The organism is Nonomuraea sp. NPDC049637 (assembly GCF_040675235.1).
In the GTDB taxonomy this organism is placed as follows: domain Bacteria; phylum Actinomycetota; class Actinomycetes; order Streptosporangiales; family Streptosporangiaceae; genus Nonomuraea.
In genome coordinates, this window is sequence record NZ_JBFAOM010000029.1 from 1 (window position 1) to 15,351 (window position 15,351).

12 protein-coding genes are annotated in these 15,351 nt (G+C 70.7%); 11 read left to right on the forward strand and 1 reads right to left on the reverse strand.

Annotated features, from left to right (window positions below; translation table 11 throughout):
* Positions 1-285 precede the first annotated feature (285 nt).
* A complete protein-coding gene (locus tag AB0J71_RS32490; protein WP_364389386.1) occupies positions 286-840 on the forward strand; it encodes a hypothetical protein in 555 nt (184 codons plus the stop codon).
* 206 nt (positions 841-1,046) lie between these two features.
* Complete coding sequence (locus AB0J71_RS32495; RefSeq protein ID WP_364417610.1) at positions 1,047-4,436, forward strand: alpha-L-arabinofuranosidase C-terminal domain-containing protein; 3,390 nt, start codon at positions 1,047-1,049, stop codon at positions 4,434-4,436.
* A 152-nt stretch (positions 4,437-4,588) separates the two neighbouring features.
* Here AB0J71_RS32495 and AB0J71_RS32500 read toward each other — a convergent pair whose 3' ends face one another.
* Complete coding sequence (locus AB0J71_RS32500) at positions 4,589-5,491, reverse strand: helix-turn-helix transcriptional regulator (protein WP_364417612.1); 903 nt, start codon at positions 5,489-5,491, stop codon at positions 4,589-4,591.
* A 100-nt stretch (positions 5,492-5,591) separates the two neighbouring features.
* On the opposite strand from AB0J71_RS32500, the gene AB0J71_RS32505 reads away from it, so the two are divergent.
* The 9 genes from AB0J71_RS32505 to AB0J71_RS32545 all read left to right on the forward strand — a co-directional run bounded on the left by AB0J71_RS32505 (position 5,592) and on the right by AB0J71_RS32545 (position 15,320).
* Complete coding sequence (locus AB0J71_RS32505) at positions 5,592-6,854, forward strand: multidrug effflux MFS transporter (RefSeq protein WP_364417615.1); 1,263 nt, start codon at positions 5,592-5,594, stop codon at positions 6,852-6,854.
* A gap of 237 nt (positions 6,855-7,091) precedes the next feature.
* On the forward strand, positions 7,092-8,114 hold the full coding sequence (locus AB0J71_RS32510) for a zinc-dependent alcohol dehydrogenase family protein (RefSeq protein ID WP_352321215.1): 1,023 nt from the start codon (positions 7,092-7,094) through the stop codon (positions 8,112-8,114).
* A 49-nt stretch (positions 8,115-8,163) separates the two neighbouring features.
* Positions 8,164-8,571 (forward strand): cupin domain-containing protein, encoded by a 408-nt coding sequence (locus AB0J71_RS32515; protein WP_352321216.1) that lies wholly within the window; start codon positions 8,164-8,166, stop codon positions 8,569-8,571.
* Positions 8,572-8,582: 11 nt separating this feature from the next.
* Positions 8,583-8,903: an aldo/keto reductase gene (locus AB0J71_RS32520; RefSeq protein ID WP_352321217.1), complete on the forward strand. Its 321-nt coding sequence runs from the start codon at positions 8,583-8,585 to the stop codon at positions 8,901-8,903.
* Positions 8,904-9,210: 307 nt separating this feature from the next.
* The gene (locus AB0J71_RS32525) at positions 9,211-10,239 is read left to right on the forward strand and encodes a LacI family DNA-binding transcriptional regulator (RefSeq protein ID WP_352321218.1); all 1,029 of its coding nucleotides are present in this window, start codon (positions 9,211-9,213) and stop codon (positions 10,237-10,239) included.
* Between the two features lie 67 nt (positions 10,240-10,306).
* Positions 10,307-11,566 (forward strand): extracellular solute-binding protein, encoded by a 1,260-nt coding sequence (locus AB0J71_RS32530; protein WP_364417617.1) that lies wholly within the window; start codon positions 10,307-10,309, stop codon positions 11,564-11,566.
* Between the two features lie 12 nt (positions 11,567-11,578).
* Positions 11,579-12,541 (forward strand): sugar ABC transporter permease, encoded by a 963-nt coding sequence (locus AB0J71_RS32535; protein ID WP_364417619.1) that lies wholly within the window; start codon positions 11,579-11,581, stop codon positions 12,539-12,541.
* Positions 12,538-13,344: a carbohydrate ABC transporter permease gene (locus AB0J71_RS32540; protein ID WP_352321223.1), complete on the forward strand. Its 807-nt coding sequence runs from the start codon at positions 12,538-12,540 to the stop codon at positions 13,342-13,344. The genes AB0J71_RS32535 and AB0J71_RS32540 overlap by 4 nt, the downstream gene beginning before the upstream one ends.
* Before the next feature lie 26 nt (positions 13,345-13,370).
* Positions 13,371-15,320 carry a beta-L-arabinofuranosidase domain-containing protein gene (locus tag AB0J71_RS32545; RefSeq protein WP_364417621.1) on the forward strand — a complete coding sequence of 650 codons (1,950 nt, stop codon included), beginning with the start codon at positions 13,371-13,373 and terminating at the stop codon, positions 15,318-15,320.
* The last annotated feature ends 31 nt before the right edge of the window (positions 15,321-15,351 follow it).

Genomic DNA, 15,351 nt, shown 5'->3' on the forward strand with positions numbered 1-15,351 from the left:
GCAGGTCCGGGCCGTCCTCCTCCGGGACGCCGACGCCCTGATCGTCCGGCACGGCGGCACGCCGGCCTGACGGCGAGCGAGACCGGCGTTCCGGACGCCGCCATAAAGCGCCGCTCCGGCACGTCGCCGACAGACGGTGAGCGCCCTCGCCAGGCGAGGGCACTCACCCCCTCCCGCTCCACGACGCGGTCTTCATCCCGGCCGGCCGGGACCGCCTTCATCGGACGCCGGCACGTGCTCGCGCCGGAATCGTCCGGCGACGACCCCCGAAGGGAACCACACCCCGTGAACAACGCACTGCGATACGCCGTGACCGTCCTGCTGGCCGGGCTCGCCCTCCTGCTCACCGCACCCGCGGCATCCGCCCATCGCGGACCGATAAAACTGGAGGTGACCGGGGACGGCGGCCACAACGTCAACGTGCTGGTCACCTGGAAGGAGGACGGGCATCCCGTCACTGACGTCGTCGAGGCGACACTGACGGCGACCTCCTCCGGCGGCCGCTCCTTCGGCCCCGTCCAGCTCCGGTCCTCCTCCGAGGGCCAGAACCTCTACACCTCCCCCGAGCCGCTGCCGAGCGGCACCTGGAAGGTCACGGTGACCGCGACCAAGCCGGCCAAGGCGCGCGCGACGACGAAGGTGAAGGCGGCGGACCTGGCCGCCACCCCCGTGGCGGCGACTTCGCCCGCGCCGCGCGCGACGGGCGCCGGGGCTCTGGCCGACCGCGAGGACGCGGACGGCACTCCGTTCACGATCGGAATCATCGCCGTCGCGGTGGTGATCGCTTCCGGGATCTGGATCGCCTTCGCCCGTCGCGGGCGGCTGTACAGCCGTCGCTGAAGGCACCTCGGCCGGTACGCCACGTGGGCGTCGCGGCGCTGGTGCGCGCACCTCTGGTTGTCGACGCCCCGGAGACCACGCTCTTCGTCGAAGGATGCATCCGGTTCCCGCACGGCCCTCGACCAGGAAGCTCCCCTTCCTACCGCACGACACAGCCATTCACGGATCCGGTTTGTTAGCGCTAACATTCCTTAGGAGCCTTCACCATGAAACGCATCGCGTTATCGGTCACGCTCGTCGCCACCCTCCTCGCGGCACCACCGCCCGCGTCCGCCTCAGCGGATCCCATCCCTCAAGGAGCAGCCGTCGACCAGTTCGACGGCGACAGACTGGGGCAGGAGTGGAGCGTCCTGTCTCCCGACGACTCCCGCTGGTCGCTGTCAGGGGGCGCGCTCCATCTGGACACCTCCCCCGGTGACACGTACGGGGGCGGCAACAGCGCCAAGAACGTCTTCCTCGTCGACGTTCCGGCCGGCGACTTCGAGGTGATCACCAAGCTCAGCGCGCCCGTCGCGCTGGACTACCAGAACGCGGGCCTGGTCGCCTGGCAGGACTGGGACAACTACGTACGAACCGGGCTGGCCCACGTCAGCTTCTCCGGCGGCACCGTGATCGAGACGGGGACGGAGGTCGGCGCGAGCTACACCGCCGGCTTCAAGCCCCGTCCGGGATCCACCGGCGAGATCCTCAGGCTGTCCAGGACCGGCGACGAGTTCGTCGCCTCCTACTGGGACGGCTCGGCGTGGATCGAAGCAAGCAGGTCCACCGCGAAGATGGACATCAAGCAGGTCGGCCTCTACGGCCTGTCCGCCCAGAACGGGACGCCCATCCGCGCGGACTTCGACTACTTCGCCGTCAAGGCCGCCGAGGGACGGCCGGTGAGCCCGCAGGGGCAGTTCACGCTGAAGGCGGTCGACGCGCCCTACCTGTCGGTCAGCAAGTCGGGCGTGGTGCGGGCCTCGGACAGGGCGCCGATGACCGGCCTTGTCATGACCGCCGAGCCGCGCGACGGCGGACTGGCGCTCAAGGACGTCGCGTCCGGGAAATACCTGGAGGCCGGCGACAAGGTGCGGCTGGGCGCGAACCCCTCGGTCTTCCAGCTCAAGGACGCCGGTGGCGGCAAGGTCAAGCTCTCCTCCAGCGGCAAGAGCGTCTCCGTCAGCGACGGCGCTCTCGTCACCGGCCCGGCGATCACGAAATTCACGATCGAGGGCTACACGTCCGGCGCGCTCACCGTGGACACCAAGGCCAAGGGCACCAAGGTCAGTCCCAACCTGTACGGGGTCTTCTACGAGGACATCAACCACGCCGCCGACGGGGGCCTGTACGCCGAGCTGGTCCAGAACCGCTCGTTCGAGTTCAACGACCAGGACAACGCCTCCTACACGGGCCTGACCGCGTGGAGCAAGGCGGAACGCGGCGCGAGCGCCACCCTCGCGGTCACCGGCGACCAGCCGCTGAACGCCAACAACCGCAACTACCTGCGTCTCGACGTCACGGGAGACGGCACGGCCGGGGTGAGCAACGCCGGGTTCAACCGCGGCCTGGCCTTGAAGAGGGGCGCCCGCTACGACCTGTCGTTCTGGGCCAGGCGCACCGAGGCGGGGACGCTGACGGTGACCGTCGAGGACGGCACCGCGGTCCTCGGCACGGCGGCCCTGCAGGTCAAGGCGGGTGGCTGGGCCAAGTACGAAGCGTGGTTCACCGCGGCGGCGACGACCGACGCCGGTCGCCTGATCGTCCAGGCGCCGAGCGGGCGCACCGATCTGGACATGGTCTCGCTGTTCCCGCATGACACCTTCAAGGGGCACGGCATGCGCGCCGACCTGGCCAAGGCCATCGCGGAGTTGAAGCCGGGCTTCCTGCGTTTCCCCGGCGGCTGCGTGACCAACGTCGGCACCTACGCCCCCTACTCCGACAAGCAGGACCGGCGGCGCATCTACCAGTGGAAGGAGACGATCGGCCCGGTCGAGGAGCGGCCGACGAACTTCAACTTCTGGGGCTACAACCAGTCGTACGGCATCGGCTACTACGAGTACTTCCAGTTCGCCGAGGACATCGGCGCCGAGCCGCTGCCCGTGCTGTCGGTGGGCGTCAACGGCTGCAACGTGAACCAGCCGCTGACCGACGAGGCCAAGCTGGCCCGGTGGGTCCAGGACACGCTCGACCTGATCGAGTTCGCCAACGGCCCGGTCACCTCCGAGTGGGGCGCCAAGCGGGCCGCGCTCGGGCACCCGAAGCCGTTCGGCCTGGACTACATCGGCCTCGGGAACGAGGAGATCTACTCCGAGTTCTTCACGAACTATCCCAAGTTCGCCGACGCGGTCAGGGCCAAGTACCCCGCCATTAAGATCATCAGCAACTCGGGGCAAGCCCCACAGGGCGCCTGGTTCGACAAAATGTGGCAATTCGCCCGCGACCAGAAGGCCGACCTGGTCGACGAGCACTACTACAGCAGCCCCGGCTGGTTCCTGACCAACAACCACCGCTACGACTCCTACGACCGCAACGGGCCGAAGGTGTTCGCCGGCGAGTACGCCTCGCAGGGCAACACGTTCGGCAACGCCCTGGCGGAGGCGTCGTACATGACCGGGTTGGAGCGCAACTCCGACGTGGTGGAGCTGGCGTCGTACGCGCCGCTGCTGGCCAACGTGGACTACGTGAACTGGTTCCCCGACCTCATCTGGTACGACAACGACCAGGTCTTCGGATCGGCGAACTACTACGTGCAGAAGTTGTTCTCCACGAACCTCGGCGACCGGATCCAGCCCAGCACGTTCGAGAGCGCGACCAGGCCCCCGGCCGACATCACGGGCGGCATCGGGCTCGGCTCGTGGAGCACCCAGGTCCGCTACGACGACGTCAAGGTCACCGCCGCCGACGGCACGACACTGTTCTCGGACGACTTCTCCGGCGAGGGCGAGAAGTGGACTCCAGGCCAGGGAGCATGGGCCGTGCAGGACGGCGCCTACGTCCAGACCGCCGACGTCACCGACGCCCGATCCACCGCCGGCTCACCTGACTGGTCGAACTACACGATGGAGGTCAAGGCCCGCAAGACCGGCGGCGCCGAGGGATTCCTGGTCATGTTCGGCGTGGGCGACACCTATTACTGGTGGAACCTCGGCGGCTGGAACAACACTCGGTCCGCCGTCGAGAAGGGCATCGGCGGCGGCAGGTCGGAGATCGCCTCCTCCCCGACCACCATCGAGACCGGCCGCGACTACCAGATCAAGATCCAGGTGAACGGACGCAGGATCACCACCTGGCTCGACGGCCAGAAGATCAACGCGTTCACCGACAATGCCGTCGTGGAGCCGCTCTACCAAGTCGTCTCGCGAGACGGCGACAACGTCACGCTCAAGGTCGTCAACGCTCAGGCGACCGGCGTGCGCAGCACCGTCACCCTGAAGGGTCCCCGCCTTCGCCCGTCCGCCACGGTGACCTCGATGGCCGGCGCTCCGGGCGATGCCAACTCCCTCACCGAACCGACCAAGATCAAACCGGTTGAACGCCACCTGAACGGCTTCTCCAACGCCTTCACCTACGACTTCCCCGCCAACTCCGTCACCTTCATCCGCCTCACCGAACGCTGACCCGCCGACCAGGGGCGGGCCGCCCGCCGGCTCGCCCCTGGTCGGCCTGCCACCCCGGCCCCATTCGAAGAACCGCCCAAGGAGGAGGGCGGCCGAACGTCAGGGCAGGGCGCACGGTGGAACATCGAGGAGATCGTCAGGCGGGCGGGGGTTCAGCGCGATCCCGGATGGGCGCCGGCGACGTCGTCGCCGGCGTTCGTCGGCTGCTCGGCGGCCAGGGATGCGAGCAGGCGCAGGCGTTCGGCGGAGGGGGAGCCGGGTTCGGCGGTGTAGATGATGAGCACGAGTCCGGGTTCGGCGGTGATGGCGAGTTCCTCGTAGGCGAGGACGAGTTCGCCCACCTCGGGGTGGTTGAACCGCTTCGTGCCCGTTCCGTGGGTGCGGACGTCGTGTGCGGCCCAGAGCGTGCGGAACGTGTCGCTGCGAGTGGAAAGCTCGCCGACCAGGTCCTGCAGGGCGCGGTCGTGCGGGTCGCGGCCGGCTTCCGCCCGCATGATCGCGACGCACATCTCGGCGAACAGGTCCCAGTCGGGGTAGAAGTCGCGGGAGGACGAGTCGAGGAACTGGAAGCGGGCCAGGTTGGGAGTGCGTCCGCCGTCGCCGATGACGGGCGCGTAGAAGCGGCGGCCGAGCGCGTTGGCGGCCAGCAGGTCCTGGCGGGGGTTGCGGACGAACGCGATGCCGTCGGTGATGGCCTCCAGCGCCCAGTGCAGGCTGGGGCGGGAGGCGCTCTGGCGGGTGGCGCGGCGGCGCGGGCGGCCGGAGGCGGGGATGCCGTCGGCGGCGCGGGCCAGGTCGAACAGGTGGGCGCGCTCGGTGTCGTCCAGGTGCAGCGCCCGGGCGATCGCCTCCAGGACGGACGCTGACGCGCCGGCGATCTGGCCGCGTTCGAGCTTGGCGTAATACTCGACGCTGACCCCGGCGAGAATGGCGACCTCGGTGCGGCGCAAGCCGGGCACCCGCCGGTTGGCGCCGCCCGGGATGCCGGCCTGCTCTGGCGTGACCTTGGCCCGGCGCGAGGTGAGAAACTCGCGGACTTCGCGGCGGTTATCCATAATCCCAGCGTAGAGGCGGTCTGGAAGGTCTGGGATGCCCTGTCGGTACACCCCTTGACAGAGACTCCCGCCCTGCCGCCGGGGCCCTTTGACTGGAGTAGTGCTCAATCAATCTCCATCCACGTCGCAGCCGGTCTCCCGGCTGTTGCCCACGCTGTTGCTCCTGTTGACCGTGTTCGGTCCCATCTCGATGGATCTGTACCTGCCGGTTCTGCCCGCGTTGACGGACGAGCTGAACGCGGCGACGTCGATGGCGCAACTGACCGTCACCGCTTGCCTCATCGGGCTGGCGTTGGGGCAGCTCGTCGCAGGGCCGCTGTCGGACCGGTTCGGCCGCGCCCGGCCTCTGTACGTCGGCGTGGCCGCCTACGTCGCGACCTCGCTGCTGTGCGCGCTCAGCCCGAGCATCGAGACGCTCGTCGCCGCCCGGCTGGTCCAGGGGCTCGCCGGGGGCGCGGGCATCGTGATCGCGCAGGCGGCGGGACGTGACCTCTACTCCGGAGGGAAGCTCATCCGCTACTACGGCCGCATGACCGTGCTCGGCGGCCTGGCCGCCATCGTGGGACCGCTGGTGGGCGGCCAGCTGGCCCGGGTCACCGACTGGCGCGGACTGTTCACGTTCCTGGCGGTGATCGGCGCGCTCATCCTGGTGCTCATCGCCTTCGGCTACCGCGAGACGCTGCCCCAGACGAGCCGTACGACGGGTGGGTTCGCCCGAACCGGCCGCGACTTCCGCACCCTGCTGGCCGACCGCGTCTTCACCGGCGCGGTGCTGCTGCAGGGGTTCGTCAACGCCGCCCTGTTCGCCTACCTGGCCGGGGCCACCTACGTCCTGCAGGGCGTCTACGGCCTGTCGCCGCAGCAGTACGCGCTCGCCTTCGGGCTGAACTCGGCCGGGTTCATGGTCTTCGGTTACCTGGCCGGGCGTAGCAGCGAGCGGTGGAGCGTGCGCGGCACCTTGGCCGTGGGCCTGGCCATGTGCGCGCTCGGCACGCTCGGCCTGCTGGCCGCCGGGCTGTGGACGCTGCCGCTGGCCGTGGTGATCGTCTCGCTGCTGATCATGGTCAGCGGCGTGGCCGCCACCACCCCGCCCGCCACCACGCTGGCCCTGGCCGGATACCCGCATATGGCGGGCACCGCCTCCTCGCTCCTTGGCATGGCCCGCTTCGCCTTCGGCGGTGTCGCCGCTCCCTTCGTCGGCCTGGCCGGGGCGGACGGCATGCTGCCGCTCGGGATCGTCACCGTCGTCTCGATCGCGCTCGCGCTGGCGGCCTGCGCCGCTCTCAGCCCCCGGCATCGCGCCCGGACGGCGCGGCCGTCCCCGGCCGCCGAACCCGAGCTCGCCGCCGCGCCGACGCGGTGAGCACGTCGTGCGGACGCCGGGCTAAATGCCGGGAAAGAGTTCCTCTCGCCTGTTCATGCCTCACCTATCGGGGGAAATGCCTCCTCTGCTGGGGAACCGTGCGGGACGCTGCCGGCGCCGGTTCGGCCGCGACATCTGGCCACCGGCCGGCGAAGCACCTTGGGCGTCGGGCCTTCGACGCTCGACGGAGTCCGCTGATCCGCCGCCGTCACCCAACACTCGAAGGAGACACCACTCATGCGTGGAGCAGTTCTGCACGGACCGCGCGACGTGCGCGTCGAGGACCGTCCCGACCCGCGGATCGTCCAGCCCACCGACGCGGTCATCCGCATCACCGCGACGTGCGTCTGCGGCTCTGACCTGTGGCCCTACCGGGGCGTGGACAAGTCAGACGAGCCGGTGCCGATGGGACACGAGTACGTCGGCGTCGTCGAGCAGACCGGCGACCAGGTCGAAACGATCAAGGTCGGGGACTTCGTGGTCGGGTCGTTCTTCGCCTCCGACAACACCTGCGAGATCTGCCGGGCCGGCTACCAGTCCCGCTGCGTGCACGCCGAACCGATCGGCGCGATCGGCACCCAGGCCCAGTACGCCCGCATCCCGCTGGCCGACGGCACCCTGGTCGCCACCCCCGCCATGCCGGACGCCGACCTCGTCCCGAGCCTGCTGGCCGCCTCCGACGTGCTGGGCACCGGCTGGTTCGCCGCGGTCGCCGCCGAGGCCGGCCCTGGCAAGACGGTCGCCGTCGTGGGCGACGGCGCGGTGGGGCTGCTCGGCGTCCTGGCCGCCGGGCGGCTCGGCGCCGAGCGCATCGTCGTCTTCAGCCGCCACGCCGACCGGCAGAAGCTCGCCGTCGAGTACGGCGCCACCGACATCGTCACCGAACGCGGCGACCAGGGCGTCACCCGGCTCAAGGAGCTGACCGGCGGGCTCGGCGCGCACTCGGTCATCGAGGCCGTCGGCACCCAGGAGTCGATGATGCAGGCCATCCGCTCCACCCGGCCCGGCGGCCACGTCGGCTACGTCGGCGTCTCCCACGACGTCGAGCTGCCAGGCGAGGAGCTGTTCTTCTCCGGCGTGCACCTGCACGGCGGCCCGGCCCCGGTACGCCGCTTCCTGCCCGAGCTCATCGGCCTGATCTGGAACCGCGCGATCGACCCCGGCAAGGTCTTCGACCTCGAACTCCCGCTGGAGGACGCCGCCGACGGCTACCGGGCGATGGATGAACGCCGCGCCGTCAAGACCCTGCTGCGCCCCTGACGGCCCCCATCCCTTCGCAAGAGATCACCGACCACGAGAAGGAACGACCATGGAACTGCTGAAGCAGCCACCGACCACCAAGGGACCAGCCGAATGGTTCACCGGGGACGTCTGGTTCGACGTCATCCACCGCGGTGAGGACCCGTCCCGATCCCGCGCGAACATGGTCAGGTTCGCGCCCGGCGCCCGAACCGCCTGGCACTCCCACGGCCTCGGCCAGACGCTGTTCATCGTCGAAGGCGTCGCGCTGATCCAGTCCCGCGGCGGCCGGCTGATCGAGGCCCATCCGGGCGACGTCATCTGGACCCCGCCGGGCGAGGAGCACTGGCACGGCGCCGCCCCCGGCCACTTCATGACCCACCTGGCCCTGTGGGAAGGCGACGACACCGCCTGGCTGGAGCACGTCACCGACGCCGACTACACCGCGACGCCGGCCGCCACCCGCCAAGCACCCTGAAGAGGATCGACATGGACTACGAGCACCTGGGCCGCAGCGGGCTGCGCGTCAGCCGGCTCGCCCTGGGCACGATGAACTTCGGCGACGCGACCGACGAACCCACCGCCTTCCAGATCATGGACGCCGCGGTGGAGGCGGGCATCAACTTCTTCGACACCGCCGACGTCTACGGCGGCCCCCAGAGGCCGGACATGGACCAGGGGTACGGCCTCTCCGAGGAGATCATCGGCCGCTGGCTCTCCCAGGGCGGCCGCCGGGACCGGATCGTCCTGGCGACCAAGGTCTACCAGCCGATGGGGCTCGGACGGAACGACAAATACCTGTCGGCCTAGCGGGCTGGTCCGCCTCACAGCCGATCGTGGTTACGATCCGGTATCGCCCGGATGGCGAGCACTTGACGGCGGGCGAGCGGTGAGCCAAAGTCGTGCCACATCGTTGAACCGGTTCGCCGAATGCGGCGGTACGAGCGGATTACCGCCACGGTCGCCTGCTTCTCCACCACCACTTTCACCTCGGTACGGACGGCGAGACAGCGAGACGAAGAGAGGGAGCCGCCACCTCATCGTCGAACCGGTTCGACAAGCGAGTGGTCGGCCCGACGAGACCGGAGCCGGTTCGGCAAAGGCGAGAGGACGCAGCATGGCGACGATCGGCGACGTGGCCCGGGAGGCCGGGGTGAGCCGCAGCACGGCGTCCTACGCCCTGTCCGGCAAGCGGCCCATCTCCGACGAGGTCCGGCAGCGCGTCCTCGCGGCGGCCGAGGCTCTCGCCTACACACCGAACGCCGGCGCCCGCGCCCTGGCCACCTCCCAGACCAAGGTGCTCGGCCTGCTCGCGCAGTTCCACGAGGACGAGTTCGCGCCGGCCATGATGCAGTACATCCTGGGCGTCACCGACACCGCCCGCGACCAGGGCTACGACACCCTCCTCGTCACCGAGGCCGACGGTGCGCGGGCGCTGCGCAGGATCACCGACTCGCGCATGGTCGACGGCGTCGTCCTGATGAACATCGCGCAGGAGGACGCGCGCCTGCCCATCCTGCGGGCCGCCCCCCAGCCGGGTGCGCTCGTCGGCCTGCCCGGCGACTGCTCCGGCCTCGACGTGTTCGACCTCGACTTCGAGGAGGCAGGCCGGGTCATGGTGGACCACCTCCACCGGCTCGGCCACCGCGAGCTCATCCTGGTATCGCAGCCGGAGCACGTGGTCGAGCGCGGAGGCGCGTACGTTTGGCGGCTGCGCGACGCAGCGCTCGAACGGGCCCGCCTGCTCGGCGTCACCCTGCACGCCGTCTATGGCGAGTCCCGGCAGCCGGCTGTCGGACGGCTGCTCAACAACCTGCTCGACGCCCACCCGGCGGCGACCGGCCTGCTGATCAACAACGAGGCGGTGGCAGCGGCGCTGCCGTCGGTCACCCACCAGCGCGGCCTGCGGGTGCCGGAGGACCTGTCCGTCATCGGGCGCTACTCCGCCGAGTTCGCCGCGACCTTCTCCCTGCCCTACTCCTTCATCGAGAGCGCGCCCGACCGCCTCGGCTCGATGGCGGTGCGCCAGCTCGTCCGCCGGGTGGAGTCCTCCGCGGCCCGGCGCGAGCCGTTCGTCGTGCGCTTCATCTCGCCCGAACTGGTCTCGCTCGCGAGCACCGCACCCCCGCGCCCGGCCGCTCCCTGAGGCCGTGCCCCAGCCCAGCACCCGTTCGACGCCGCTCGATGTGAGCGCTAACAATGGAGATCTCGGAATGACCCGTTCATCGCTTCCCACGCGGGCGGTGTTCCTCGGAACCGCCGTTCTGACCCTGTCCGCCCTCGCCGCCTGCGCCTCCACGCCGCCCGGCGGCGGCACGACCGCCGCCGGCGGCGCGTACACCTGGTGGGACCCCTACCCCCAGCACGACGCCGCCTCCGCCTGGGCTAAGCGCGTGGACGCCTGCGCCAAAGAGGCCGGCGTCATCGTCAAGCGCACCGCCTACGACACCACCGCTCTGACCAACCAGGCCCTGCTGGCCGGGCAGGAGGGCAACGCGCCCGACGTCATCCTGCTGGACAACCCCGCCGTCTCGACCCTCGCCGACGCCGGCATCCTGACCACGATGGCCGACTTCGGCCTCCATGTGAACCGGTTCGACAAGAACCTCATCGCCGCTGGCGAGCTCGACGGCAAGACGTACGGCGTCCCCATCGGCGCCAACACCCTCGCGCTCTACTACAACAAGGACATCCTGGACAAGGCTGGGGTCGACCCCGCCTCGATCAAGGACTGGGCCTCGCTGAACGCGGCACTGAAGAAGGTCAAGGCCGCAGGCAAGAAGCCGATCACGTTCGCCGCCATCGGCACCGAGGAGGGATCGTTCCAGTTCCTGCCCTGGTTCTGGGGCGCGGGCGGGCAGCTCACCCGGCTCGACTCGGCGCAGGCCGTGCAGGCGCTGGAGCTGTGGAACTCCTGGGTCAAGGACGGCATCGCGCCCAACTCGGTGCTCAGCAACTCCCAGAACACCACCTGGGAGGAGTTCCTGACCGGCGAGTTCGGCTTCGCCGAGAACGGCACCTGGCAGGTGAACAGCGCCGCGAAGGCGGGCTTCCCGACGGGCGTCGTGCAGATCCCGGCCAAGGACGGCGGCGCCGCCCCGACACCGACCGGCGGCGAGTTCATCACGGTCCCCGTCCAGAAGGACACCAAGCGGTACGCGGCCACCAAGAAGATCCTCGAATGCATGACCACCCCCGAGGGCCTGGTCGAAACGGGTACGACCTTCGCGTACTACATCCCCTCCACAGCCGAGGGCCAGCAGGCGATCCTGGCCAAGGAGCCGGCCCTGAAGCCGTGGGTCGAGGCCGTCCGGTCGGCCAAGGGACGCACCAGCGACAACCTCGGCACCGCGTACCCGAAGATCTCCGAGGCCATGTGGACCGGGGTGCAGAAGGCGCTGAGCGGCTCCGCCTCGCCCGCCGACGCGCTGAAGGAAGCGCAGGCCAAGGCCGAGCAGGCCGTCCGCGGCTGAACCGGACCGCTCATGAGCTCACCTCGTAACGGCGCGGTCGTCACGGCCCGCCGCCCGGTGGCGGCCCGCTCCGCCGCCGGGCGCCGGCGCTCCCGCCCGAGCCCGGCCCGGCGCTGGACGGCCCTCGCCTTCCTTACGCCCCTGCTCGTCTACCTGGCCCTCTTCTACGCCTACCCACTCTACCGCAACGTCGAGCTCAGCGTGCACGACTACACGCCGCGCGCGTTCGTGCGGGGCGACGCGGAGTTCACCGGGCTCAAGAACTACCTGGACATCGTCTCCGACGACGCCTTCCTGACGGCCCTCGGCTCCACCGCGCTGTTCACGCTGGTGTCCATCGCCTTCCAGTACGCGATCGGCCTCGCGCTCGCGGTCTTCTTCCACCGGAGCTTCCGGCTGAGCGCGGTGCTGCGGGCGATGTTCCTCGTGCCGTGGCTGCTGCCGCTGATCGTGTCGGCCTCCACCTGGTCGTGGATGCTGAACAGCGACAACGGCATCGTCAACGCCTTCCTCGGCGCGTTCGGGATCGGCCAGATCAACTGGCTGACCTCGCCCGACACCGCGCTGCTCGCGGTCACGGTCGCCAACATCTGGCTGGGCGTCCCGTTCAACCTGGTCATCCTGTATGCCGGCCTGCAGAACATCCCGCCCGAGCTGTACGAGGCCGCCGGCCTGGACGGCGCCAACGCCTGGCAGCGCTTCCGCCGCATCACGTTCCCGCTGCTGCGGCCGGTGTCGGCGATCACGCTGCTGCTCGGCCTGATCTACACGCTGAAGGTCGTCGACATCATCTGGATCATGACGAGGGGCGGGCCGGCCGACGCCTCCACGACGCTCGCCATCTGGTCCTACCGGGAGGCGTTCGGCACCGGGCAGCCCGACTTCTCCCCTGCGGCGGCGGTCGGCAACCTGCTCATCCTCATCGCGTTCGCCGCCGGGCTGCTGCACGTGCGCCTGCGGAAGGAGACCGCATGAGAGCGTGGAAGACCGTCGTCGGCGTCGTCCTGGCGGGCGTGATGCTCTTCCCGGTCTACTGGATGGTCAACGTCTCGCTCACCAGGACCGGCGACATGCGCGCCGACCCGCCCCACTGGTTCCCCTGGGACCCGACGTTCGAGGGGTACGCCGCTGCGTTCGGCCAGCAGCTGCCCGCGCTCGCGACCAGCCTGTTCATCGGCCTCGCAACCGTCGCGCTCACCCTGGTCGTGGCGTTGCCCGCCGGGTACGCGCTGGCCAAGCTGCGCCCGCTCGGCGCCCGCGCCATCGACTTCCTGCTGCTGGTCGCCCAGATGATCCCCGCGGTCGTGATGGCCATGGGCTTCTACGCGATCTACATCAGGCTCGGCCTGCTCAACACCGTCGCGGGGCTGGTCGTCGCGGACTCGACGCTGGCCGTGCCGTTCGCGGTGCTGCTGTTCCGCGCGTTCATGGCGGGCATTCCCAAGGAGCTCATGTCGGCGGCCGAGATCGACGGGGCCGGCACCTGGCGCACGTTCCGCTCCATCATCCTGCCGCTCAGCAGGAACTCCGTGATCACCGTGTCGCTCTTCTCGTTCCTGTGGGCGTGGTCGGACTTCATCTTCGCCTCCACCCTCAACCGCAACAGCGACACGATCCCGATCACGCTCGGCATCTTCCGCTACATCGGCAACAACACCACCCAATGGAACTCGATCATGGCGACCGCCGTGATCGCGTCCGTCCCCGCCGCGTTCCTCCTGGTCCTCGCGCAGCGCTACATCGCCGCCGGGGTCACCGCGGGCGCGGTGAAGGACTGAGCGTCATCTTGCGAAAGGCACACGACATGACACCTGGCCCGACGGCCGCCCACCCCGTGCCCGTGCTCCCGTCCCGGGGGCCGGTACGCCCCCTCGGGCTCGCGCAGGTCTCCGTCACGGGCGGGTTCTGGGGCGGACGCCAGGCCGTGAACGCCGCGGCGACCCTGGCCCACTGCGAGACCTGGATGGAACGCCTTGGCTGGCTGGCAAACTTCGACCGCGTCGCCGACGGCACGACCGCCCCCGACCGGCCCGGCTGGCCGTTCTCCGACTCCGAGGTCTACAAGCTCATGGAGGCCCTGGCCTGGGAGAGCTTCCGCACGGGCGACGAGGGGGCCGAGAGCGCGCTCAAGCGGCTCACCGCGCGCATCGGCCGCGCCCAGGACCCGGACGGCTACCTCAACACCTGCTTCGGCCACGGCGACCAGCCGCCGCGCTACAGCGACCTCGAACACGGCCACGAGCTCTACAACACCGGCCACCTGCTCCAGGCCGCCGTCGCCCGCCTGCGCACGCGCGGCGAGGACGAGCTCGTACGCCTGGCCCGCCGCGCCGCCGACCACGTCTGCCGCGCGTTCGGCCCCGGCGGCAGGGACGGCCTGTGCGGTCACCCGGAGATCGAGGTCGGCCTCGCCGAGTTCGGCCGCGCGCTCGGCGAGGAACGCTACGTCGAGCAGGCCCGCCTGTTCCTCGACCGGCGCGGTCACGGCAGGCTCGGCGACATCCCGCTCGGCCGCGCCTACTTCCAGGACGACGTCCCGATCCGGAAGGCCGACGTGTGGCGCGGCCACGCCGTACGGGTGCTCTACCTCAGCGCCGCGGCCGTGGACGTCGCGGTCGAGCACGGCGACGACGAGCTGCTGGACGCGGTGCGGCGGCAGTGGGACCGCTCGGTCGCGCGCCGCACGTACATCACCGGCGGTATGGGCTCGCGCCACCAGGACGAGGGCTTCGGCGAGGACTGGGAGCTGCCGCCGGACCGGGCCTACTGCGAGACCTGCGCCGGGGTCGCCTCGATCATGGTGTCCTGGCGGCTGCACCTTGCCACCGGCGACGTGCGGTACACGGACCTGATCGAGCGCACGCTCTACAACGTCGTCGCCGCGTCCCCGGCCGACGACGGCCGGGCGTTCTTCTACGCCAACCCCCTCCACCAGCGCACCCCCGGCCGCCCCGCCGACGACGGCGAGGTCAGCCCGCGCGCCGAGTCGGGCGTGCGCGCCGCCTGGTTCGACGTCTCCTGCTGCCCGACGAACGTCGCGCGGACCCTCGCCGCCCTGGACGGCTACCTCGCCACGACCGACGACGACGGACTCCAGATCCACCAGTACGCCCCCTGCGTCATCGCCGCGGACCTGCCGGACGGCAGGCGGGTGGCCGCCGAGGTCGAGACCCGGTACCCGGCCGACGGCACGATCCGCGTCCGTATCACCGAGGACGCCGCCGCGCCCTGGACGCTGTCGCTGCGTGTCCCCGCCTGGGCCGAGGGCGCCACGCTCACCGACGACGGCCGCGCCCGCCCGGCCGCCCCGGGCACGGCGAGCGTGCGGCGGGCGTTCCGCGCCGGGGACGTCGTCACGCTCGACCTGCCCATGCGTCCCCGGTTCACCTGGCCCGACCCGCGGGTCGACGCCGTACGCGGGTGCGTCGCGGTCGAGCGCGGTCCCGAGGTGCTGTGCGTCGAGTCCCACGACCTCCCCGACCCCGCCCTGCTCGACGCCCTGGTGATCGACACGCGCGGCGGCCCGCTGCCCGACCCGCGCGGCGGCCGCGTCACCGGCCGCTCCCCGGCGAGGCCCGACGCCGGCTGGCCCTACACCGCCACCCGCCCGCACGCCGCGTGGCTCATCCCCGACGCCGAAACCGGCCCGGACGGCTCGGGCGGCGAGGGGTTCGACGTGCCGCTGCGGCCGTACCACTCGTGGGCGCGGCGCGGCCCGTCCGGCATGCGCGTCTGGCTGCCCGCGTCCTCATGACTCGGCCGGCGTCCCGCCCCGGGACGCCGGG

Coding starts and splice junctions, on each gene's coding strand:
- AB0J71_RS32530 (WP_364417617.1), top strand. CDS start 10,307: ATGACCCGTTCATCGCTTCCCACGCGGGCGGTGTTCCTCGGAACCGCC.
- AB0J71_RS32510 (WP_352321215.1), top strand. CDS start 7,092: ATGCGTGGAGCAGTTCTGCACGGACCGCGCGACGTGCGCGTCGAGGAC.
- AB0J71_RS32515 (WP_352321216.1), top strand. CDS start 8,164: ATGGAACTGCTGAAGCAGCCACCGACCACCAAGGGACCAGCCGAATGG.
- AB0J71_RS32500 (WP_364417612.1), bottom strand. CDS start 5,491: ATGGATAACCGCCGCGAAGTCCGCGAGTTTCTCACCTCGCGCCGGGCC.
- AB0J71_RS32525 (WP_352321218.1), top strand. CDS start 9,211: ATGGCGACGATCGGCGACGTGGCCCGGGAGGCCGGGGTGAGCCGCAGC.
- AB0J71_RS32520 (WP_352321217.1), top strand. CDS start 8,583: ATGGACTACGAGCACCTGGGCCGCAGCGGGCTGCGCGTCAGCCGGCTC.
- AB0J71_RS32540 (WP_352321223.1), top strand. CDS start 12,538: ATGAGAGCGTGGAAGACCGTCGTCGGCGTCGTCCTGGCGGGCGTGATG.
- AB0J71_RS32495 (WP_364417610.1), top strand. CDS start 1,047: ATGAAACGCATCGCGTTATCGGTCACGCTCGTCGCCACCCTCCTCGCG.
- AB0J71_RS32545 (WP_364417621.1), top strand. CDS start 13,371: ATGACACCTGGCCCGACGGCCGCCCACCCCGTGCCCGTGCTCCCGTCC.
- AB0J71_RS32535 (WP_364417619.1), top strand. CDS start 11,579: ATGAGCTCACCTCGTAACGGCGCGGTCGTCACGGCCCGCCGCCCGGTG.